This window comes from Micromonospora andamanensis (genome assembly GCF_016863495.1).
Classification (GTDB): Bacteria; Actinomycetota; Actinomycetes; order Mycobacteriales; family Micromonosporaceae; genus Micromonospora; species Micromonospora andamanensis.
In genome coordinates, this window is the sequence record NZ_BOOZ01000019.1 from 65507 (window position 1) to 86071 (window position 20565).

23 protein-coding genes are annotated in these 20565 nt (G+C 72.0%); 8 read left to right on the forward strand and 15 right to left on the reverse strand.

All coding sequences use genetic code 11. The annotated features are described in order from the left end of the window. Window positions 1-31 precede the first annotated feature (31 nt). From Van01_RS17780 to Van01_RS17790, 3 genes are all read right to left on the reverse strand, one after another. On the reverse strand, window positions 32-994 hold the full coding sequence (locus Van01_RS17780; protein ID WP_204008452.1) for a zinc-binding dehydrogenase: 963 nt from the start codon (window positions 992-994) through the stop codon (window positions 32-34). Between the two features lie 64 nt (window positions 995-1058). Next, a complete protein-coding gene (locus tag Van01_RS17785; RefSeq protein WP_204008454.1) occupies window positions 1059-2237 on the reverse strand; it encodes an NAD(P)-dependent malic enzyme in 1179 nt (392 codons plus the stop codon). A gap of 135 nt (window positions 2238-2372) precedes the next feature. Further along, on the reverse strand, window positions 2373-2765 hold the full coding sequence (locus tag Van01_RS17790; RefSeq protein ID WP_204008456.1) for a S24/S26 family peptidase: 393 nt from the start codon (window positions 2763-2765) through the stop codon (window positions 2373-2375). A 25-nt stretch (window positions 2766-2790) separates the two neighbouring features. Here Van01_RS17790 and sodN point away from each other — a divergent pair, with 25 nt between their 5' ends. After that, window positions 2791-3195, forward strand: coding sequence for a superoxide dismutase, Ni (gene sodN, locus Van01_RS17795; protein WP_099849980.1), 405 nt, complete (start codon window positions 2791-2793; stop codon window positions 3193-3195). A 239-nt stretch (window positions 3196-3434) separates the two neighbouring features. Next, the gene (locus Van01_RS17800; RefSeq protein ID WP_204008458.1) at window positions 3435-3842 is read left to right on the forward strand and encodes an ATP-binding protein; all 408 of its coding nucleotides are present in this window, start codon (window positions 3435-3437) and stop codon (window positions 3840-3842) included. 42 nt (window positions 3843-3884) lie between these two features. Here the strand turns inward: Van01_RS17800 and Van01_RS17805 are convergent, their stop codons facing one another. Further along, the gene (locus Van01_RS17805) at window positions 3885-4274 is read right to left on the reverse strand and encodes a hypothetical protein (protein WP_204008460.1); all 390 of its coding nucleotides are present in this window, start codon (window positions 4272-4274) and stop codon (window positions 3885-3887) included. Between the two features lie 42 nt (window positions 4275-4316). On the opposite strand from Van01_RS17805, the gene Van01_RS17810 reads away from it, so the two are divergent. After that, entirely contained in the window at window positions 4317-5261 is a 945-nt protein-coding gene (locus Van01_RS17810; RefSeq protein WP_204008462.1) for a diacylglycerol/lipid kinase family protein, read from the forward strand. Window positions 5262-5705: 444 nt separating this feature from the next. Further along, window positions 5706-5963, forward strand: a complete 258-nt coding sequence (locus Van01_RS17815; RefSeq protein WP_007072794.1) for a WhiB family transcriptional regulator — start codon at window positions 5706-5708, stop codon at window positions 5961-5963. Between the two features lie 145 nt (window positions 5964-6108). On the opposite strand, the gene Van01_RS17820 is transcribed toward Van01_RS17815, so the two are convergent. The 4 genes from Van01_RS17820 to Van01_RS17835 are packed head-to-tail and all read right to left on the reverse strand — an operon-like array spanning window position 6109 to window position 9507. Further along, window positions 6109-6915: a sirohydrochlorin chelatase gene (locus tag Van01_RS17820; protein WP_204008464.1), complete on the reverse strand. Its 807-nt coding sequence runs from the start codon at window positions 6913-6915 to the stop codon at window positions 6109-6111. Further along, a complete protein-coding gene (locus tag Van01_RS17825) occupies window positions 6897-7661 on the reverse strand; it encodes a phosphoadenylyl-sulfate reductase (protein ID WP_204008466.1) in 765 nt (254 codons plus the stop codon). The genes Van01_RS17820 and Van01_RS17825 overlap by 19 nt, the downstream gene beginning before the upstream one ends. Next, complete coding sequence (locus Van01_RS17830; RefSeq protein ID WP_204008468.1) at window positions 7658-7819, reverse strand: hypothetical protein; 162 nt, start codon at window positions 7817-7819, stop codon at window positions 7658-7660. The genes Van01_RS17825 and Van01_RS17830 overlap by 4 nt, the downstream gene beginning before the upstream one ends. Then, entirely contained in the window at window positions 7816-9507 is a 1692-nt protein-coding gene (locus Van01_RS17835) for a nitrite/sulfite reductase (protein WP_204008470.1), read from the reverse strand. The genes Van01_RS17830 and Van01_RS17835 overlap by 4 nt, the downstream gene beginning before the upstream one ends. 362 nt (window positions 9508-9869) lie before the next feature. Between Van01_RS17835 and Van01_RS17840 the strand changes: the two genes are divergently transcribed. Further along, on the forward strand, window positions 9870-11384 hold the full coding sequence (locus tag Van01_RS17840; RefSeq protein ID WP_239099141.1) for a glycosyltransferase family 39 protein: 1515 nt from the start codon (window positions 9870-9872) through the stop codon (window positions 11382-11384). Window positions 11385-11443: 59 nt separating this feature from the next. On the opposite strand, the gene Van01_RS17845 is transcribed toward Van01_RS17840, so the two are convergent. Next, window positions 11444-12994 carry a PAS domain-containing sensor histidine kinase gene (locus tag Van01_RS17845; protein ID WP_204008474.1) on the reverse strand — a complete coding sequence of 517 codons (1551 nt, stop codon included), beginning with the start codon at window positions 12992-12994 and terminating at the stop codon, window positions 11444-11446. A gap of 25 nt (window positions 12995-13019) precedes the next feature. Continuing rightward, window positions 13020-14051 carry an SIS domain-containing protein gene (locus tag Van01_RS17850; protein ID WP_204008549.1) on the reverse strand — a complete coding sequence of 344 codons (1032 nt, stop codon included), beginning with the start codon at window positions 14049-14051 and terminating at the stop codon, window positions 13020-13022. Between the two features lie 194 nt (window positions 14052-14245). Between Van01_RS17850 and Van01_RS17855 the strand changes: the two genes are divergently transcribed. After that, window positions 14246-15943, forward strand: a complete 1698-nt coding sequence (locus Van01_RS17855) for a tetratricopeptide repeat protein (protein ID WP_204008476.1) — start codon at window positions 14246-14248, stop codon at window positions 15941-15943. A gap of 17 nt (window positions 15944-15960) precedes the next feature. Here Van01_RS17855 and Van01_RS17860 read toward each other — a convergent pair whose 3' ends face one another. Then, a complete protein-coding gene (locus Van01_RS17860) occupies window positions 15961-17547 on the reverse strand; it encodes an MDR family MFS transporter (RefSeq protein ID WP_204008478.1) in 1587 nt (528 codons plus the stop codon). Between the two features lie 112 nt (window positions 17548-17659). On the opposite strand from Van01_RS17860, the gene Van01_RS17865 reads away from it, so the two are divergent. Beyond that, a complete protein-coding gene (locus Van01_RS17865; RefSeq protein ID WP_239099139.1) occupies window positions 17660-18262 on the forward strand; it encodes a TetR/AcrR family transcriptional regulator in 603 nt (200 codons plus the stop codon). Here Van01_RS17865 and Van01_RS17870 read toward each other — a convergent pair. Both Van01_RS17870 and Van01_RS17875 read right to left on the reverse strand, forming a co-directional pair. After that, window positions 18259-18762, reverse strand: a complete 504-nt coding sequence (locus Van01_RS17870) for a GNAT family N-acetyltransferase (RefSeq protein WP_204008482.1) — start codon at window positions 18760-18762, stop codon at window positions 18259-18261. The two genes, Van01_RS17865 and Van01_RS17870, sit on opposite strands and share 4 nt — an antisense overlap. After that, window positions 18759-18974, reverse strand: coding sequence for a biotin/lipoyl-binding carrier protein (locus Van01_RS17875; RefSeq protein ID WP_093405215.1), 216 nt, complete (start codon window positions 18972-18974; stop codon window positions 18759-18761). Before Van01_RS17875 ends, Van01_RS17870 begins: the two co-directional genes overlap by 4 nt. 200 nt (window positions 18975-19174) lie before the next feature. Between Van01_RS17875 and Van01_RS33800 the strand changes: the two genes are divergently transcribed. Then, window positions 19175-19249, forward strand: coding sequence for a 50S ribosomal protein bL37 (locus Van01_RS33800; protein ID WP_370461611.1), 75 nt, complete (start codon window positions 19175-19177; stop codon window positions 19247-19249). 80 nt (window positions 19250-19329) lie between these two features. On the opposite strand, the gene rsrA is transcribed toward Van01_RS33800, so the two are convergent. Together rsrA and Van01_RS17885 are read right to left on the reverse strand one after the other, a co-directional pair. Next, window positions 19330-19617, reverse strand: a complete 288-nt coding sequence (gene rsrA, locus Van01_RS17880) for a mycothiol system anti-sigma-R factor (RefSeq protein WP_204008484.1) — start codon at window positions 19615-19617, stop codon at window positions 19330-19332. Between the two features lies 1 nt (window position 19618). Beyond that, on the reverse strand, window positions 19619-20434 hold the full coding sequence (locus Van01_RS17885) for a sigma-70 family RNA polymerase sigma factor (RefSeq protein WP_204008487.1): 816 nt from the start codon (window positions 20432-20434) through the stop codon (window positions 19619-19621). Window positions 20435-20565: the final 131 nt, after the last annotated feature.

Sequence of the window (20565 nt, forward strand, 5' to 3'; positions counted from 1 at the left end):
TCCGCCGTCGGGGTCGCGCCGGCCAGGGTGCTCACGCGGTGTGGTCGACGACCACCTTGCCGAAGACGTCGCCGGAGTGCAGGCGGGCGAAGGCGTCGCCGACGCGGCTGAACGGCACGACGCTGTCCACCACCGGACGCACTCCCCGTTCGGCACAGAAGCTCAGCAGAGCGGCCAGCTCGTCCGGGGTGCCCATCGAGGTGCCCAGGATCTCCAACTGCATGGCGAAGACCCGGCGCAGGTTGACGGTCGGCTCGTGGCCGGCGGTCGCACCGGAGACCACGATCCGGGCACCCAGGGCTGCCGATTTCAGTGAGTGGTCGAAGGTGGCCGCACCGACCGTCTCGATCACCACGTCGACCCGCTCGGGCAGCCGCGCGCCAGGTTCCAGGGCGGTCGCGCCCAGCCCGGCGATGCGCTCCCGCTTGGCGGCGTCGCGGCTGGTCGCGTACACCCGCTTGCCCATCGCGGCGGCCAGCGCGACGGCCGCGGTGGCCACGCCGCCACCGGCGCCCTGAACCAGGACGGCGTCGGCGTCGGCGACCCGGCCCTTGGTGGTGAGCATCCGCCAGGCCGTCAGCCAGGCCGTCGGCAGGCACGCCGCGTCGGTCGCCGGCAGCCCCGCCGGCAGCGGCAGCAGGTTCCACCGGGGTACGGCCACCCGTTCCGCGAGCGTGCCGGGAAAGTGCTCGGAGAGGATGGACATCCCGCGCGGGTCGCCAGGTGTCGGCACCACGGGGTAGACGACCACCTCGTTGCCCTCCGGGTCCACTCCGGCCGCGTCGCAGCCGAGGATCATCGGCAGTTGCTCGGCACGGAGCCCGACGCCGCGCAGCGACCAGAGGTCGTGATGGTTGAGCGAGCTGGCCGTGACGCGCAGCGTCACCCAGTCGTCGTCGGGCAGGCTCGGCTCGGGCTGCTCACCGACGGTGAGCGCGGCGAGCGGGTCGGCGTCGTCGAATCGGGAGGCGAAGGCGGCACGCATGATCCGCACCGTAACAAGCTGAGCGTGCGTTAAGAAGGGCCCTGTCCGCGCGGACAGGGCCCTTCCGCACACCTCAGGCGCGGGCCACACCGTCCCGGCGGGCCGCCTCGGCGACCGCGTCGGCCACCGCCGGGGCCACCCGCGGGTCGAGCGGCGAGGGCACGATCGCCTCCGGCGTGAGCGTCTCGGCCACCACCGAGGCGATCGCGTCGGCCGCGGCGACCTTCATGGCGTCGGTGATCCGGGTGGCCCGGGCGTCGAGTGCGCCCCGGAACACGCCCGGGAAGGCCAACACGTTGTTGATCTGGTTCGGATAGTCGCTGCGGCCGGTGGCGACCACCGCGACGTGCCGGGCGGCCACCTCCGGATCCACCTCAGGGGTGGGGTTGGCCAGTGCGAACACGATGCCGCCCGGAGCCATGCCGGCCACCGCCCGCTCGGGGATCAGCCCGCCGGAGACCCCGATCAGCACGTCGGCGTCGCGCAGCGCCTCGGCGACGTCGCCCTGCCGACCGTCGGCGTTCGTCAGCTCGGCGAGTTCGGCCTTGGTCCCGGTGAGGCCGGTGCGCTGCCGGGAGATGATGCCCCGGGAGTCGCAGACCACCACCCGCTCCGGGTCCACGCCACCCGCCACCAGCATCCTGGTCACCGCCACGCCGGCCGCTCCCGCGCCGCTCACGGCCACCCGCAGGTCGCCGAGCTTGCGGTTGAGCAGCGTCGCGGCGTTGCGCAACGCCGCCAGCACGACGATCGCGGTGCCGTGCTGATCGTCGTGGAAGACGGGGATGTCCAACGCCTCGTCGAGTCGCCGCTCCACCTCGAAGCACCGGGGTGCGCTGATGTCCTCCAGGTTGATGCCGCCGAACGACGGCGCCAGCGCGGTGACCACCGCGACGATCTCGTCCACGTCCTGAGTGGCCAGGCAGACCGGTACCGCGTCGACCCCTCCGAACTGCTTGAACAGCACCGCCTTGCCCTCCATCACGGGCAGCGCGGCGCTCGGGCCGATGTTGCCGAGACCGAGTACGGCCGAACCGTCGGTGACGACCGCGACGGCGCGCGAGGCCCAGGTGTAGTCGTGGGCGAGGGCCGGGTCGGCGGCGATCGCTTCGCAGACCCGGGCCACACCCGGGGTATACGCGAGGGAAAGGTCGTCCCGGCTGGTCAGCGGCACTGTCGAGACGACCGCCATCTTGCCGCCTCGGTGCAGTTGGAAGACGGGATCAGCAGGGTCCACGGTGGACGAAGACATGGTGACTCCAGAATGATCGAGCAACTGGGCCGGCCGGTCGGGCGCACGGTGAGGCGAGCGAGCGGCGGCGGTGCGGGGGGTCACCCGGGCACTTCCGAGCATAGTCAGGCCCGGGGGTCCAGTATGTGAGCAGGTTCATAACGGTCTTGGCGACACCCGGCCGGGTCGGGGCCAGTACCGGACGAGCACCCGGCCCTGCACGTCAGCCACGCCGTACGCCCGGGAGTCGTCGGTGACCAGGCCGTTGTCTCCGGACAGCCACCAGCCACCGTCGACCGGGCGGACCGCGCGTTTGACCACCAGCAGGTCAGGTCGGCTGCGGAACACCGCGATCACCACGTCACCGGGTCGGATCCCCCGGCCACCCCGGCGCACCAGCACCGCGTCACCGTGACGCAGCGTGGGTGACATGGAGGGACCGGTCACCAGCACGGCCGACAGTGGCCACCGCAGTCGGGGTGCGGGCACGGGTTTCACCTCCAGCGGCCTCGGGGACCACCGTCCAGGAGTAATGTCGTCTTGGATCATCGCAAACTTCCCATGGAGGATCCCGATGCGACTTCCACGCATCCTTACGCCCCGCGTGAGCGCCAGCGCCCACTGCGACCTGCCCTGCGGCGTCTACGACCCCGCGCAGGCCCGCATCGAGGCCGAGTCGGTGAAAATGATCTGCGAGAAGTACCAGGCCAACACCGACCCGGAGTTCCGCACCAGGGCCATCCTGATCAAGGAGCAGCGCGCCGACCTGGTCAAGCACCACCTCTGGGTGCTGTGGACCGACTACTTCAAGCCGCCGCACTTCGAGAAGTACCCGCACCTGCACCAGTTGTTCAACGAGGCCACCAAGCTGGCCGGGGCCGCCGGCGCCAAGGGTGCCACTGACCCGTCCAAGGCGGACGAACTGCTCCAGAAGATCGACGAGATCTCCAAGATCTTCTGGGAGACCAAGCAGGCGTGACCTCGCCGGCGTACGGCGGCTGAGAACTGCCGCTCGCCAACCGGCTCAACCACGTCGGCGGTCGGCGGGTCCCGTTGCGGACGCGCCGACCGCCGACGCGTTGTGGCCGCACGACTCGTCCCGGGCGCTCGCGTCCGGCGTGGTCCACCCGTCCGCCGGGCCGCCGGGGCCGCCGCGCTGACCGTCATCAACCGCCCGGCGGCCCGAGCGGGTAGAGTCCCCGACCGGGGGGATGAGTGGTGACTCAACTGACCGGCCAGCCGACGACCGATGACGACATCGTGCACCTCACCGTGCCCGCGGACGGTGGATACCTGAGCGTTCTCCGTACGGCCACCGCCGGCCTCGCGGCTCGCCTCCAGTTCGCCCTGGACGAGATCGAGGATCTGCGCATCGCTGTCGACGAGGCGTGCGCGATGCTGCTCGCCATCGCGGCCCGGGATGCCGAGCTTGACTGCCGCTTCTCGGTCACCGAGGACGCACTCACCGTCGAGGTGACCGTGCCGACGATGCCCGACGCCCGACTACCGGCGGAGTCGTCGTTCGCGTGGAAGGTGCTCACCGCGCTCACCACCTCGGCGGGCGCGAGAGCGGCCGACGGACGGGCGACCATCTCGCTGCTCACCCGGCGCGCCTCCGGCTGGTGACCCGGCCCGCGCCGGTCCACTGACCCGGGCGCGCGGATCAGCTCACTCGAAGCCCAGCGCGCGGGTGGTCGGCGGGCTCACCAGCAACCAGGTGACCCCGGCACCGAGTGCGATGAGCGGCACACCGAGCCAGCCGAGCCCACCCTGGATCATGAACCAGCCGATCGGCAGCAGCATGAGTTGAAGCACGATGGCCGGCGCGCGGGCGCCGGACCGGCGCCGGAGCAAGGCGCCACCCAGCGCCCAGAGGGCGACCGCGACAGCTATGGCGAAGGCCGTCACCAGCAGCGCCGACGTCACGTCGGTGGTGGTGGCGGTCAGGTTGGCGAAGATCAACCAGCCGGCGACCAGCCCGACCGCGACCGCCTGGCCACGTAGCAGCCGGACCGCCCAACGGAGCGTGACGGGGGTTGGGTCGGAGTCGATGGTCACGCGGTCACGATACCGGTGGGGTCGCGGAGTATTGTGCCGCCCATGCGGGCCGTCCTGCTGGTCAATCCGAAGGCCACCACCACCAGTGAGCGCGCGCGTGACGTGCTCGTCCGAGCGCTGCGCAGTGAGGTCGACCTCTCCGTGCGCTACACCCGCCAGCGCGGCCACGCCACCACGCTGGCCCGGGAGGCCGCCGAGGAGGGTGTCGACGCGGTTGTCACCCTCGGTGGTGACGGCACGGTCAACGAGGTGGTCAACGGGCTGATGACGGCGACCAGCGCGGGTGGCGCCGAGCCGACCGCCGACCGGCTGCCGGCGCTGGCCACCGTGCCTGGTGGTTCGACGAATGTCTTCGCCCGCGCGCTCGGCCTGCCCCGGGAGTGGCCGGAGGGGGCCAGCATGATCCTGGAAGGACTGCGGCTGGGCCGACGCCGCACGATCGGCCTCGGCCTGGCCGACGACCGTTACTTCACCTTCTGCGCCGGCTTCGGGCTCGACGCGTCGGTGATCCACCGGGTCGAGGAAGCGCGCCGCCGAGGGCGGGTCCCCTCCCCCTCGCTCTACTTCCGGGCGTTCACCGCGCAGTTCCTGCTCGGCAACGAACGGCGGCGGCCGGCGATCCAGCTGGAGCGGCCGGGCGAGGTGACCGAGGGCGATCTGGCCACGATCATCGTGCAGAACACAGCCCCGTGGACGTACGTCGGGGAGCGCGAGGTCAACCCGAACCCGGCGGCGTCGTTCGACCTCGGCCTCGATGTGCTGGCCCTGCGCCAGCTCGGTGTCGCCAGCACGACACGCACCGTGACGCAATTCTTCTCTCCGACACCCGATCCGCACGGTCGTCAGGTGCTGCGGCTGCACGACGTGGCCGAGTTCACGCTGGTCGCAAGCCGTCCGCAGGCGTTTCAGCTCGATGGCGACTATCTTGGCGAGCGGGAAAAAGTCAGATTCACCTCCGTTCCCGCCGCACTCAGAGTAATCTGTTAGGTCTCCGGTACCACCGGGGTGCGGTAGCCGGCGTCACCCCCGACGCGACGGCTGCGACACCCGGGACGGATGCCGGAAATGTCAGCAATGTGGCGCGGACTGTACTATATTGATCCTCGACTGTGATACCACGGGTAGCCGGAGAGATCTGGAACCCGGACAAATGGGTTGTGGGCTTGCTCACCGTCCGGAGTTTTTCCGAGCGCCACCCTTGACATCGTGTGAGTTCGTGAAAGTATTCACAAGCGAACTTGAGTTACCGGGACATTGCCTGGACATGCTCAACAAGTTGAGCCTTTCCAGCAGGCGCCCGGGGCCAACGGCCTGCTCACGCACTGCCGAAATGGCGGACGCAAACCGTCACCATCGGCAATGCGGATGCATATAGGAAAAGCACCAAGAAGCAATATCTGCCACCCATCCAGAATGAGGAGTGTTGCCGCCATGGACTGGCGTCACCATGCTGTCTGCCGCGACGAGGACCCGGAGCTGTTCTTCCCGATCGGGACGTCCGGTCCGGCTCTCCTGCAGGTCGAGCAGGCCAAGGCCGTCTGCCGGCGCTGCTCCGTGACCGACCAGTGCCTGCAGTGGGCGCTGGAATCCGGTCAGGACGCTGGCGTCTGGGGCGGGATGAGCGAGGAGGAGCGGCGCGCCGTCAAGCGTCGCGGCGGCCTCCGGGTGCTGCGCGCTCACTCCGCCTGACCACCACACACGTACCAAGCGCGACGCCCCGGCCGGGTTCAGCCCGCCGGGGCGTTCTGCTGCCCCCAGCTCCGGCCGGGCTCGCGTTCATGGTCCCCGTGGGTGCCCGCCTCGGTAGGGGTGCGGATGCCGGGTCGGCGGGGAGTCAGGTGCGGGCGGGCGTGGCGGTGGTGCGGCGGAGGATCAGGTCCACCAGGTCCGGCGCGTCGGTCAACGGGGACGCCACGGCGACCGCGCCGGCGTCCCGCGCCGATGCCGTCACCGCGTCGTGAAACAGCCCGGGGGCCAGGAAGTAGGCCGCCACGGCGACCCGCCGCGCGCCAGCCGCCCGGAGCCGGGTCACCGCCGCACCGGCGTCCGGTGGCGCCGCCGAGGCGTACGACACCCGGGTCGGAAGGTTCAGGGCCGCGCCCAACTCGGCGGCGACCCGCCCGACGGATCCGCGCGCCGCGGCGTCACGGGTCCCCGCGGCGGCCAGCACCAGGGCGTCGTACCGACCCGGCTGCGCCTCGCCCAGCCGCCGCCGCAACCCGGCCAGCAACGCCGGATCCACCTCACCCCGCACCGGCCCGAGCACGTCGGTGATCCGCACCTGGATCGGTGCGTCGCCCTGCTGGGCCGCCGCCACCGCCGCCGGAATGTCGACCCGACGGTGGTACGCGGCCGTCAGCAGCAGCGGCACCAGAACCGCCCGGGAGTACCCGGCGGCGGCCAGCCCGCGCAGCGCCTCGGTCGGGCCGGGCTCGGTGTGGTCGAGCCAGCTCGCCAGCACCGGCGTATCCGGGCGCGCGGCGGCGACCGCCCGGGCGAGAGCCCTGGTGGCCTCGGCCGCGCGCGGGTCGCGACTGCCGTGGGCGACAAGCAGCAGCGGGTCGCCGTCCGAGCAGGGCTCGTCGGGCCGGGCCCGATCGGCACCCGGCCCGACGCCACCGGTCAGACGTGCAGACCGCACTCGGTCTTCTCGAACATCGCCCAGCGGCCGGCCCGTGGATCCTCACCGGCCCCGGTCCGTCGGGTGCACGGCCAGCAGCCGATCGAGCCGTAACCGCGCCGGAACAGCTCGTTGACCGGCACGTTCCACCTGGCGATGTACGCGTCGACGTCCGCCTGCGTCCAGGCCGCGATCGGGTTGACCTTCACCCTGCCCCGCCGCGCGTCGAAGGTGACCACAGGCGTGTTGGCGCGGGTCGGCGACTCGTCGCGGCGCAGGCCGGCGGCCCACGCGTCATAGCCGGCCAGCGCCCGCTCCAGCGGCTCCACCTTGCGCAACTGGCAGCATTCGTCAGGCGACCTGTTGAACAGCCGCGGTCCGTACTCGCCGTCCTGCTGACCCACTGTGAGTCGCGGCCGGATGGACCGGACGTTCACCGGCAGCGTGCGGGCCACCTCGTCGCGGACGGCGAGGGTCTCCGGGAAGTGCAGCCCGGTGTCGAGAAAGACCACGTCCACCCCCGGCGCGACCCGGGAGACCAGGTGAGCGAGGACGGCGTCGGCCATCGAACTGGTCACGCAGAACCGGTCCCCGAAGGTTTCCGCCGCCCACCTGGCGATCTCCAGCGCGGGCGCACCCTCCAGGTCCCGGCCGGCCCGCTCGGCAAGCGCCCGCAGCTCGTCCGGGTCGCGTCGGGAGGGATCCGCGGTGGCCGCGGCGGTGGTGCCGACCAGGCCGAGGCCGGCGGCGGAGACCAGGGCGCTCACCGGGTCACCGCCCGGGAGAGCAGGCCGCTGAACCTGACCGTGAAGACCCGCGCGCAGGCGTGGCACTCCCACGCGCCGGGACCGGTCTCGCTCGGCCGCAGATCCTCCTCACCGCAGTACGGGCAGTACAGCGGCACGGAACGAGTCTCACCACTCATCGCAGTTCCTCCTCGTCGACCCGAATCACCCAGTTGGCGAACGTCTCACCCTCGGTCCGGCCGGCCAGGTAGCGCACGGCCAGCCGCTCGACATACCCGGGTAGTTCCTCGGCTGTCGTCTTCAGGCCGCGCAGCTTGCGTCCGAAGCCAGCGGTACGCCCCTCGGCCATGCCGAGCCCGCCGCCGAGATGCACCTGGAAGCCCTCCACCTGGCGGCCGTCCGGCCCGGTCACCAGTTGCCCCTTCAGGCCGATGTCCGCGACCTGGGTACGGGCGCAGGCGTTGGGGCAGCCGTTGATGTGGATGGAGATGTCCGCGTCGAAGTCACGCAGTCGCTGCTCCAGCCGGGCCACCAGTTCCTCGCCGCGCGCCTTGGTCTCGACGATGGCGAGCTTGCAGTACTCGATGCCGGTGCAGGCCATGGTGCCGCGTCGCCAGGCCGACGGCTGGGCCTCCAGGCCGATCCCGCGCAGTCCGGTGACCAACGACTCCGTCCGCTCCGGTGGCACGTCGAGCACCAGCAGCTTCTGGTACGGGGTGAGTCGCACCCGGTCGCTGCCGTGCGCCTCGACCACGTCCGCGAGCTGGGCGAGCTGGGTGCCGGAGACCCGACCGACCACCGGAGCGGCACCCACGTAGTTGCGGCCGTCGCGCTGCCGGTGCACGCCGATGTGATCGATCGGCCGCTCCGGCAGCTCCGGGGCGGGACCGTCGAGCAGCGTCCGGCCGAGGTACTCCTTCTCCAGCACCTCCCGGAACTTCGCCACGCCCCAGTCGGCGACCAGGAACTTCAACCGGGCCCGGTGGCGCAGCCGGCGGTAGCCGTAGTCACGGAAGATGCCCACCACGCCGGCCCAGACGTCGGGTACCTCGGACAACGGCACCCAGGCGCCGAGCCGCTGGGCCAGCATCGGGTTCGTGGACAGGCCCCCACCGACCCACAGGTCGAAGCCCGGGCCGTGCTCCGGGTGATCGACACCGAGGAAGGCGATGTCGTTCGCCTCGTACGGGGTGTCCACCAGCCAGGAGATCGACGACTTGAACTTGCGCGGCAGGTTGGAGAACTGCTTGTCGCCGACGTACCGGCTGACGATCTCGTCGATGGCGGGTGTGGGGTCGATCTGCTCGGCCTCGGCCACTCCGGCCACCGGGCTGCCCAGCACGATCCGGGGGCAGTCACCGCACGCCTCGGTGGTCTGCAACCCGACCGACTCCAACCGCCGCCAGATCTCCGGCATGTCCTCGACCCGGATCCAGTGGTACTGGATGTTCTGCCGGTCGGTGATGTCCGCGGTGTCCCGGGCGAACTCCCGCGAGATCTCGGCGATCGTCCGCAGCTGCCTCAGGTCGAGCTGGCCTCCGTCGACGCGGACCCGCAGCATGAAGAACTCGTCTTCCAGCTCCTGCGGCTCCAGCACGGCGGTACGCCCGCCGTCGATGCCCGCCTTCCGCTGGGTGTACAGGCCCCACCAGCGGAACCGGCCGCGCAGGTCCTGCGGGTCGATGGAGGCGAAACCACGGTGGGCGTAGATGTTCTCGATACGGGCCCGGACGTTCAGCGGATCGTCGTCCTTCTTGATCCGCTCGTTGGGGTTGAGGGGCTCCCGGTGCCCGAGCGCCCACTGGCCCTCGCCGCGGGGGCGCCGAGGCGCTCGCGGCGGGCGGGCCGGAATCTCGCTGACTGCCATCGCGGCGTCCTCCGTTGTCTGCTGCGCCTCGGTGGGGCTGAGCGGGCGCGACGACCGGTTCCCGGAGGGACCGTGGACAGCGATGTCTCTGCACGGCCGGCGCGCTGCGTGCCCGAGGCAGGGATGGTCGGGCGTCGTCAGTGAGCCGGACAGATGGCGCTGCGCACGCGGCCGTAATCAACGTGGCGACGAGCCACGAAGCGGCGCACGACAGCGGCAGTCATGGACGTCATGCTGCCACACCTCGGGCGGGGCAGCCAATGACCACGTGCCTGATCCCACATCACGGGCGGTCGCTGCCGGCTCCTCCGAGCGTCACCGTGTGGCAGGCTCGCGACGTGGGGGATTTGTCCGATAGGTCTATTCCGGTCGTTGGTGACGGCGTCCGGCTCAGCGGCAGACGGCTTCGCTCGGTGCCGGTGTGGCTGGTGCCGGCGACCGGAACCCTGCTGGCGACGCTTGTCGGCCTGGACACCGCCCAGCCATGGCGCGACGAGCTGGCCACCTGGAGTGCCGCCACCCGAGGGTTTGCCGGCCTGATCCGGCTGGCCGGCACCATCGACGCCGCCGCCGGCCCCTACTACCTGCTCATGCACGCCTGGCTGAGCGCGGCCGGCGACTCGGTGACGGCCCTGCGCCTGCCCTCCGCCCTGGCCATGGCCGCCGCCGCCGGCCTGACCGCGGTCCTGGGGCAACGGCTCTGGGACACCCGCGTCGGCACCTTCGCCGGCCTGCTGTTCGCGGTGCTTCCCGGCACCTCCCGCTACGGGCAGGAAGCCCGACCGTACGCCCTGGCCAGCGCCCTCGCCGTGCTGAGCACGCTGCTGCTCGTCGACGCGCTGCGGCGGCCCGCTCGGCGTCGCTGGCTCGGCTACGCCGCGGCGACCACCGCTCTCGGGCTCACCCACCTGGTGGCCCTCACCCTGCTCGCCTCCCACGCGGTCGCCGTGCTGACCGCGACCAGGGCGGTCCGGGCCGGCGGCCGGGGTGACGGGTCGGGCGACGGTGGGCAACGCCAGCCGCCACCACCGGGCCGGGTGCTCCGCTTGTGGTTCGCCGCCCTGGTGCCGGTGACCGCGGCGGTGGTGCCGCTGGCCCTGATCGCCCGAGGCCAGCGGGCCCGGCAGCTCGACTGGGTGGACGCCGCCCGACCCGGAGACCTGGCCGCGCTGGCCGGCGGGGTGGCGCAGAGCACCGTGGTCGGCGGGGTACTGCTCGGACTTGCCGCGCTCGGCGCGGCCCAGGCCGGCCGCCGAGGGCTGCTGCCGGTGAGCTGCGTCCTGGCACCGGTGCTGCTGCTCTTCCTCGCCGGGCTGGTCGTCCCCCTCTGGGTACCCCGCTATCTGGTCTTCGTGGTGCCCTTCGGCTGCCTGCTGGCCGGCGCGGCGCTCGCCTCCGCCCGGCTGCCCGCCGCGCTCGCGGTGGTGGCCCTGACCGGCCTGCTCGGCCTGCCCGACCAGGCTGCGCTGCGCCGTACCCACGAGTGGCCACGCAGCGCGACTGTGGACTACCGGGCGGTGGCCGAGATCGTCGCGAGCGATCGGCAGCCCGGTGACGCGGTGGTCTACTCACCCCGGGGCAGCTGGCTCTTTCTCGACCTCGGCCTGCGCTATCACCTCGGCGGCCGGACCCCGCAGGACACGCTGCTGGTCGAGGGGCAGGAAGGTCGGGGTGACCTGTGGGCCGCCGAGTGCGACCGGCCGGCGGAGTGCCTGGCCGGGGTCGACCGGGTCTGGCTGGTGCTGGCCGGACGACGATCCGATCCGCTGGCCGCCGTGCCCGGCGCCAAGGGCGACGCGCTCCGCGACCGCTTCGCGGTGGCCCGGGTGTGGCCACGCCCCGGCATCACGCTCGCCCTGCTGACCCGACTCGGCTGACCCGCAGTCCGCGCGGCCTGACCGACGAGCGCCGGTCGCGGCCGGGCCGGACGCGTCGGTCAACCGCCGCTGCGGCCCTCGGGGGCGCTGCGCGCCAGCGGGAGAGCCAGGAACGCCTCGGTGCCACCGTCGGCGCCGGGACGCAACTCGATGGTGCCGCGCAGCTCTCCGGTGACCAACGCCCGGACGATCTGCAAGCCGAGCTTGGCGCCGCCCTCGGCGTCGAAGCCGGCCGGCAGACCCCGGCCGTTGTCCGTGACGGTGACGTTCAGCATCTTGCGGAGCCGGTGAGCCGAGACCACCACCTCGGGCTTCGCTGGCCCCTCGATCACCGGCGGGTCGTCGTCACCGGCCGGTGGGAAACCGTGTTCGACGGCGTTGAGCAGCAGCTCGTTGAGGACCATCACCAGCGAGGTGGCGATCTCGGCCGGCAGCACGCCGAAGGTGCCGGTACGGCGCATCGCGACGCTCACCTCGGTCGCCGCCACCTCGGTCGCCGCGTTTGCCACCCGGTCGACGATCCCGTCGAACTCCACAGCCTCGTCGCTGGACATGGCGAGCGTCTCGTGCACAAGCGCGATCGACGCCACCCGGCGTACGGACTCCTCCAGGGCGACCCGCGCCTCGGGCATGGACACCCGACGGGCCTGTAGGCGCAGCAGCGCGGCCACCGTCTGGAGGTTGTTCTTCACCCGGTGGTGGATCTCCCGGATGGTGGCGTCCTTGGTGATCAGGGCGCGGTCGCGCCGGCGTACCTCGGTGATGTCGCGGACCAGCACCAGCGCGCCGATCGGCACCCCGGCGGGCATCAGCGGCAGGGCACGGGTGAGCATTGTCGCCCCGCGCGCGTCGATCTCCCGCCGGGGTGGCGCCTCGCCGCGCAGCGCGGCGAGGATGCCGTTCGCGGCGTCGGTGCCCTCCAGGGGATCGCCGGCCAGCCGCCGGTGCAGCGCCGCGAGATCCTCGCCGACCAGGAGCGAGGCGTGCCCCAGACGGCGGTACGCCGACTGCGCGTTGGGGCTGGCGTAGGTGACCTTGCCACCCGCGTCCAGCCGTACCAGCCCGTCACCGACCCGCGGCGCCGACGTGGTCTCGCCCGGGTGCCGGGGCGGTGGGAACGTGCCGTCGGCGATCATCTGTGCCAGGTCGTCGGCGGTGGTCAGGTAGTTCAACTCCAGCTGGCTGGGCGTACGCGCGGTGGACAGGTTGGTGTCCCGGCCCACCACGGCGATCACCTCGCCGGATTCGCCGTCGGCCGTGCGCAGCCGGACCGGGATCGCCTCGTGTCGGGCGGGCACGTCGCCGTACCAGACCGGGTCACCCTCCCGCCAGATGCGTCCCTGCCGGTAGGCGACCTCCAGGTGCGCCACCTCCGGGCCGCCGACGATCCGCCCCACCTGGTCGTCCTGGTAGGCGGTGGGCGCGGTGGTCGGGCGGACCTGGGCCACGCAGAGGAAGCTGCCCTCACCGTCCACCGGAACCCAGAGCAGCAGGTCGGCGAAGGAGAGGTCGGACAGCAACTGCCAGTCACCGGCGATGCGGTGCAGGTGGTCGATGTCGACCCGACGCAGGCGGGTGTGCTCCTCGGCGAGATCGCGCAGCGTTGACACGCCGACCAGGGTGCCACGCCGACCGTCACATCGTCGCGGTGACCTTCTTCAACCCACGCGGCGCGTCCGGATCCTCGCCGCGGGTCAGCGCGAGCGCCAGCGCCAGCCGCTGCAACGGCAGGATGTCCAGCAGCGGGGCGTACCGCTCGTCGACCTCGGGCACAGCGAGGCGGGTGGCTCCGTCGACCTCGGCGGAGCCGACCACCACCACGTCGGCGCGGCGCTCACCGAGCCGGGGCAGGACTTCGCCCATCGACCGCCCGCCCGGCCCCGAGCCGACCACCGCCAGCACCGGTACGTCCGGATCGGTCATCGCCAGCGGGCCGTGCAGCAGGTCGGCGCCGGAGAACGCCAGCGCCGGCAGGTACGATGTCTCCATCAGCTTCAGCGCCGCCTCCCGGGCGGTCGGGTACGCGTATCCCCGGCCGGTGGTGACGATCTGGGCGGCGAAGCGGTAACGCGGCGCGAGCTGGGCCGGAACCGGGTCGTTGAGGGTGCGCGCGGCCAGCTCGGGCAGGTCGGCCAGGGCCCGGCGCTCCTCGGCGGGCAGCACGCCGTCGCCGGCCCGGATCCCCTCCACGAGCATCAGCAGGGCGAGCAGCTCGGCCGTGTAGGTCTTGGTGGCGGCCACCGCCCGCTCGTGCCCGGCGGCGATGTCGACGGCGAGTTCCGCGGTCGTGGCCAGCGGGGAGTCCGGGGCGTTGGTGACGGCGAGGGTGAGCGCACCGGAGTCGCGGGCGGCCCGGAGCACCTCCGTCAGGTCGGGGGATCCGCCGCTCTGGCTGACCCCGACGACCAGGGCGTCGGAGAGGTCCGGCCGGGCACCGAAGAGGGTGACAGCGCTCGGCGAGGCCAGGCCGGCCGGCAGGCCGAGACGGATCTCGCTGAGGTACGCGCCGTAGAGCGCGGCATGGTCCGAGGTTCCCCGCGCGGTGAAGACCACGTGTCGGGGGCGGCGCTCGGCGACGATTCCGGCCACCCGGGCGATATCCGCGGCGTGCTCGGTGGAGAGCAGCAGGTCGTAACCGGCCGGCTGCTCGTCGATGTCGGCGGCCATGCCGCTGCCTGGGCGCGTCACGAAAACTCCTCCCCTGCGCGATATCCGCGCGAACGATGCTCAGTCTTGCACCTTTGGACCATTCTGAGCAATAAAACGAGCAGCATCGCGCAGTGGATCACCAAAACTGGGCCTCGTCACCTACGCTGACCCGACCTCACCGCGCAACCGGTACCGACGAGCGAGAGGACCACGTGGCCGAGGGAACGGACGACCGGGCGCTGCCGGCGACTGAGGAACTGGCCCTGGCCCGACGGGCCCTCGACGCCGGCGAGCTGGCGCATGCCGCCGATCACGTCGCGGCGGCGCTGGCCCGGGCACCGACGCTGCCCGAGGTGCACGAGACCCTCGCCCGGCTGGCCGCCGCCAGCGGCGACGGCGGCATCGGCCTGTTCCCGTTGCAGCACCACACGTTCGTCGGTGCCGTGGTTGCCCGCGCGCACCTGCTCGCCGCGGCCGGCCACCCGGCCGAGGGACTCGATCTGCTGGTCGCCGCCACCGCACACGCGCCCGGGGCGGACTGGGCGGGAGTGCCGTGGGTGACCTCGCCCGAGTTGGCCGAACGCCTCGGCCCCGAGCAGGCCGCCCGGGTGCTCATGCAGGTCTGCGCCGCCATCCCGGATCCGGTCCCACCGTCGAACCGGGCGGCCCTGTCGCCGTACCTCACGCTCGCCCGCAACGCGATCACCGTCCACCCGGAGCACGCGCTGTTGCTGGGTACGGCGTCCGCGCTGGCCCGGCGGGTGGACGAGGTACCGCTCGCGGTCCACTGGGCCGGCCGGGGAGTACGCGCGACACCGTCGAAGATGGGCGAGGTGTGGCTCGGGTACGCGCTGCGCAGCGCCGGCCGGACCCGGGAGGCGCTGGCCGCCTTGCGGCGGGCCGTGGAGCACGACCCGGACGACCTGGCGGTGTACGCCGACATCGCCGGCACCCTGGCCGACAATGGTCGGCTGGAGGAGGCGCTGAGCTGGATCGAGCGGGCCCTGGCCCGCAACCCGTCCTTCGACTGCGCCGTGCACACGGCACACCGCCTGCGGTTCCAACGGGACGGCGCGGTCCGTCACCTGGTCGCGCTTGCGGACTTCATCCGCGATCATCCGGACGACTCACACGAACACGGCGACCTGGCCGAGTGCTGCCGCGGACGCCCCTGGCTGGGTCAGTTGACGCCGGCCGCGCCGGCCCCGGCGGCCGGCGCGATCCCCGGACCACCTGGCACCGGGCACCTCGACCGGTCGGAGCGGGGGGCACTCCTCCCTGCCCCGCCGCCGCCGTCCGCGGAGGCCGCCCGCCGCCTGCGCGAACTCGCCCACCCGGCCTGGCCGCACCCCCCTGCGGCGTACGACGCGGCGGTCGGCCTGGCCACCCTCGACCTGGCCGATCTGCTCGGCCTGCTGGCCCATCCACCGGAGACCCCGCAGACCGCGCTGGGGCGGGTGCTCGCCGGCCAGGACCCGGCGCTGTGGTTGCGGTGCGTGCAGGTCTGGACCTGCCTCGGGCTGCTGCACCACCGGACCGACGAGCCGTGGGCGGAGTCGACCCGGCGGCGGGTGCTCGTGGAGTTGTCGCGCGAGGTGCCAGAGGTCGCCGAGGCGGCCCTGTTCGCCCTGGTGACCGCCGCCTGGGTCGACCCGGCCGTCCGGCCCGACGTGGCCGCGCTGGTCTCCGAGCGGCTGGCCACGGTGGCCGAGGCGGCCCGCCGACATCCGGTGCCGAACGCCGTCTCCCTGGCGCACCTGGCGCTGGCCACGCCGGATCTCGATCCGGCGACCATCGCCCTGGCGCGCACGCTGGCCGGCGTGACCGCCGGCCAGCGACGTGGCACGCTGCGCGCCCTGCTGCGTCGTCTCCTGCCCCCGTGGCGGAGACGATCGCCCGGCATGCCCTGAGGGCGGACCGGGCAGGCTCAGACGGCAGGTGTCCGGGCCAGGTCGGCCTCGGCCTGCTCCTGCCCGCTGGCGTCGGGCTCGGGTTCGTTGCTGGTGCGCAACGGGATCTCCCGGATGAACCAGGCGAGCGCCGGGACCACGACGGCGAAGAGCACCGCCCAGAGGAAAACGTGCGAGATCGCGTCGGCGAGGCCACCGAGCACCACCTCGCGGGCCTGTGCCGGCAGTTCCTTGAGCTGTTCGATGTTCATCGCCGCGCCGGCCTCGCCGCCACCGCTGAACGCGCCACCGGCGGCCGAGCCGGCCAGCCGGTTGGCGAAGATGGCGCCGAACAGCGAGATGCCGAACGACCCGCCGATGGAGCGGAAGAAGGTGGCCGCGCCGCTGGCCGCCCCCAGATCCTTCTGGGCGACGCTGTTCTGCGCGATAAGCATGGAGGTCTGCATGAGGAAGCCCATACCGGCGCCGAGCACGAGCATGTAGAGCGACGACTGGACCTTGCTGGTGTCCACGTCCAGCAGGCTCAGCAGGGCGAGCCCGACGGCCATCACCACGCCGCCGACGATCGGGAAGATCCGGTACCGCCCGGTCCGGGTGATCGCCCGGCCGACGACGAGCGAGACCAGCAGCATGCCGAACATCAGCGGCAGCAGCAGCAGGCCGGAGTCGGTGGCCGAGGCGCCCTGCACGGTCTGCTGGTAGAGCGGCAGGAAGTTCATCGCGCCGAACATCGCGAAGCCGAGCAGGAAGCCGATCACCGAGATGAGGGCGAAGTTCCGGTTGGCGAAGAGCCGCAGCGGCAGGATCGGCTCGGGGACCCGGCGCTCGACGAACCCGAAGGCCACAAGCGCCACGACGGCCAGCATGGCGAGGCCGAGGATCTGCGGGGAGGCCCAGGCGTACTCGTTGCCACCCCAGGTGGTGATCAGCACGATCCCGGTGATGCCCACCGACAGCAGTGCGGCGCCGAGCCAGTCGATCCGGTGCTCGGTGCGGTACCGGGGCAGGTGCATGGTGGCGATCAGCAGCACCAGCGCCACCCCACCCAGGGGCAGGTTGACGTAGAACGCCCAGCGCCAGGAGAGGTGGTCGGTGATGAAACCGCCGACCAGCGGGCCGGCGACCATCGCGATGGCCATGATCCCGGCGATCATGCCCTGGTAGCGGCCACGCTCACGGGGCGGCACGAGGTCGCCGATGATCGCCATGACGCCGACCATCAGGCCACCGGCACCCAGACCCTGGACGGCCCGGAAAGCGATCAACTGCACCATGCCGTCGTCGGGACCGCCGAGGAATCCCGACCCGGCCATGCCGCAGAGCGCGGAGCCGACCAGGAAGATCACGACAGCGGTGAGGAAGACCGCCTTACGCCCGTAGAGGTCGCCGAGCTTGCCCCAGATCGGGGTGGAGACGGTGGTGCCCAGCACGTACGCGGTCACCACCCAGGTGAAGTGGTTGAGCCCGCCGAACTCCCCCACGATGCGCGGCAGGGCGGTACTGACGATCATGTTGTCGAGCATCGCCAGCATCATGGCGATCATCAGACCGAAGAGTACGACCCGGACATTCGGTCGCACGGCAGCCTGGTTCTGCTGGACCATCGGTAAGCTCCCCCCGAGATGCGGCGCACTTACTTGCCGCCCGGCTAGTCACCTTACTAGCCGGACGGTAAGTTGGACAGGTAACGACGGTCAACCGGATTGGCAGGTACGGGTGAGCCAGAGCACAGGCGGCACGCGGGAGCGGATCAAGGCCGTGGCGCTTGAGCTCTTCACCGAGCAGGGCTACGAGGCGACCTCACTGCGCGAGGTGGCCGAACGGCTCGGGGTGACGAAGGCCGCGCTCTACTACCACTTCAAGAGCAAGGACGAGATCGTCACCAGCGTGGTGGAGGACCGGCTGGAGCGGATGGACACCCTGATCACCTGGGCCGAGAGCCAGCCGGCCACGCTGGCCACCCGCCGAGCCGTCATCGAGCGGTACGCCGACGCCATGTTCAGTGGCGAGCAGCCCTCGGTGATGCGGTTCTTCGAGCAGAACCAGACAGCGTTGAAGAGCCTCTCCGCCGGCCGGGAACTGCGCGATCGGATGTTCCGGCTGGCCACCGCGCTCTGCCAGGGTGACGACTCCCCCGGTGCCCAGCTCCGGGCCGTGCTGGCCCTGTTCGCCGTGCACAGCAGCTGGTTCGCCGTACGCACCCCGGACATCACCGACGCCGAGCGCAAGCAGGTGGCTCTGGAGGTCGCCGACGAGTTGCTCGCGGCGATCGCCGAACCGCCCACCCGCGTCCCTGACCTGTCCGGACGGAACAGCTAGCGCAGCGGCAGGCGGAGAGCGAGCAGGTCCACTCCGGGCAGCGGGCTCCAGTCCCGCTCAGGCTGGCGGACGAAGCCGCGCCCGCGGTAGAGCCGGTGGGCCGGCTCGGCGTGACCCTCGCGTACGCAGATGGACACGGCGGCGCAGCCCAGCTCGATCGCGCGTGCGACACACGCCTCGACGAGCGCGGCACCGGCGCCCCGGCCCTGCGCGGCCGGGTCCACCGCCAGCATCCGGAACTCCGCCTCTCCCGGGGCGCACATCTCGGCGTACCGGGTGCCGGGCAGCACGAAGGTGACCGAGCCGAGCAACTGCCCGGTCGCCCGGTCCACGGCCACCAGCACCTCACCGTGCTCCGCCCGAGCGGCGACGTCGGCCAGCACGTCGGCGTAGCCGGTCTCGCCCTTGAGCTGGCCGTCCGCCTCGTACGCCGCGACGGTGAGCCGGGCGAGCACAGCGAAGTCGGCCGGCTCGGCCGGGCGGATCAGCAGGTCACTCAACCGATCACCGCGATCAGGTCACCGTCCTGCACCACGTCGCCCTCGTTCACCGCGAGCTGCTGCACGACGCCGTCGGACTCGGCGATCACCGGGATCTCCATCTTCATCGACTCCAGGATCACCAGGGTGTCCCCCTCGGACACGGTGTCCCCGGCCGACGCGACGACCTTCCAGACGTTCGCCACCATCTCGGCGCGGATCTCCTCGGCCATCTTTCGGCCCCTTCCCTCGCGGCTCCTGCGACGTATCCAATCATGCGCAGGCGGGCGGCGGGCGTGGAGCGGCCCCGGGAGCGGCCCACCGGGACCGCCGGCACTAGCATCAACGGGTCAGACCCGGACGCCGGCGAGGGCGACAGCGCCCCGGCGGCGGGGTCGCGCGCAGCCGATCCGGCCATCACGAGGAGGTCACCATGGCGAAGAAGGCCCGTAAGAAGAAGGCCCGTAAGAAGAGCGCCGCGAACCACGGCAAGCGCCCCAACTCCTGAGCCGGCGGGCGGCTGCCCGCCGCGATCGGACGACGGACCACAGGTGCCCGGGTCACTTCCGACCCGGGCACCTGTGCAGGTCAGTCGGCCAGTTCGCGCGACTCGCTGCTCTCGAACACGACGAGCTCGCTGAGCCGTACCCGTAGCCGCTCGCGCAGCTCGTCAGGCGCGGACTCGTTGCCGCAGCAACGCGCCACGAGCGCCCTGACCTCCTGCTCGATGCCGTACTCGCGCAGGCAGGGGCCGCACTCGTCGAGATGGTGACGGATCAGCGTCCGCCGCTCCTGCGCGCACTCCAGGTCGAGGTACAGGTAGACCTCGGCGAGCACCTCACGGCAGTCCGTCTCGTGCGGATCTCCACAGCTCACGTCACACCTCCCGGCCGGTCGCGGCGGTCGAGCTCCGGGCCGGCTGGGCCGCGGAGAAACCCCGCTCCGCGGCGTACCCCTCAAGCAGCTTGCGCAGATTACGACGCCCGCGGTGCAACCGCGACATCACCGTGCCGATCGGCGTGCCCATGATGTCGGCCACCTCCTTGTAGGAGAAGCCCTCGACATCGGTCAGGTAGACGGCCAGCCGGAACTCCTCCGGCAACTGCTGGAGGGCCTCCTTGACGTCGCTGTCCGGCAGCCGGTCGAGCGCCTCGGTCTCGGCGGACCGCAGCCCGCTCGACGTGTGCGACTCCGCCTCGGCCAGCTGCCAGTCGGTGATCTCGTCGGTGGGCGCCTGGACCGGTTGGCGCTGCCGCTTGCGGTACGAGTTGATGTAGGTGTTGGTCAGGATCCGGTAGAGCCAGGCCTTCAGGTTCGTGCCCTGCTCGAACTGGTGGAAGGCGGCGTACGCCTTCAGGTAGGTCTCCTGGACCAGGTCCTCGGCATCCGCCGGGTTACGCGTCATCCGCAGGCCGGCCGCGTACAGCTGATCGACGAATGGCATTGCGTCCCGCTCGAACCGGGCCCTGCGCTCGTCCGTCTTCTCCGTGGTCAACCGCACATCCCCTCGGGTTGGATGCTTCCCCGCCGAGGATACGCGCACCGACCTTCCGGAAGATTCGGTTCCGACGGGTGTGCCCGTCGCCACCTCGGCCGGCGGCACCGCCGCCGGCCAGTTCGGGCCGGCCAGCAGCTGCCTGAGCTGCCGTGCCTCCCGCTCGTCGCGTTCCCGGTTCCGGATCTCGGTCGGCACCGGTCACCCCCTCGCACAGTGGTTGTCCGAGGTGTTCAACGCGCGCCGCGGGTCGGGACATTCCGGCTCGGCCCGGGCGTTCCTGGTCCCCGCCCCGGCGGTGCGACCGTGGCTGGGACCAGGAAGGGCCT

Excerpts from the sequence above, each read along its gene's own strand:
- Van01_RS17785 (WP_204008454.1), bottom strand. The coding sequence starts at position 2,237 with ATGTCTTCGTCCACCGTGGACCCTGCTGATCCCGTCTTCCAACTGCAC.
- Van01_RS17790 (WP_204008456.1), bottom strand. The coding sequence starts at position 2,765 with ATGATCCAAGACGACATTACTCCTGGACGGTGGTCCCCGAGGCCGCTG.
- sodN (WP_099849980.1), top strand. The coding sequence starts at position 2,791 with ATGCGACTTCCACGCATCCTTACGCCCCGCGTGAGCGCCAGCGCCCAC.
- Van01_RS17810 (WP_204008462.1), top strand. The coding sequence starts at position 4,317 with ATGCGGGCCGTCCTGCTGGTCAATCCGAAGGCCACCACCACCAGTGAG.
- Van01_RS17815 (WP_007072794.1), top strand. The coding sequence starts at position 5,706 with ATGGACTGGCGTCACCATGCTGTCTGCCGCGACGAGGACCCGGAGCTG.
- Van01_RS17830 (WP_204008468.1), bottom strand. The coding sequence starts at position 7,819 with ATGAGTGGTGAGACTCGTTCCGTGCCGCTGTACTGCCCGTACTGCGGT.
- Van01_RS17835 (WP_204008470.1), bottom strand. The coding sequence starts at position 9,507 with ATGGCAGTCAGCGAGATTCCGGCCCGCCCGCCGCGAGCGCCTCGGCGC.
- Van01_RS17850 (WP_204008549.1), bottom strand. The coding sequence starts at position 14,051 with ATGGCCGCCGACATCGACGAGCAGCCGGCCGGTTACGACCTGCTGCTC.
- Van01_RS17860 (WP_204008478.1), bottom strand. The coding sequence starts at position 17,547 with ATGGTCCAGCAGAACCAGGCTGCCGTGCGACCGAATGTCCGGGTCGTA.
- Van01_RS17875 (WP_093405215.1), bottom strand. The coding sequence starts at position 18,974 with ATGGCCGAGGAGATCCGCGCCGAGATGGTGGCGAACGTCTGGAAGGTC.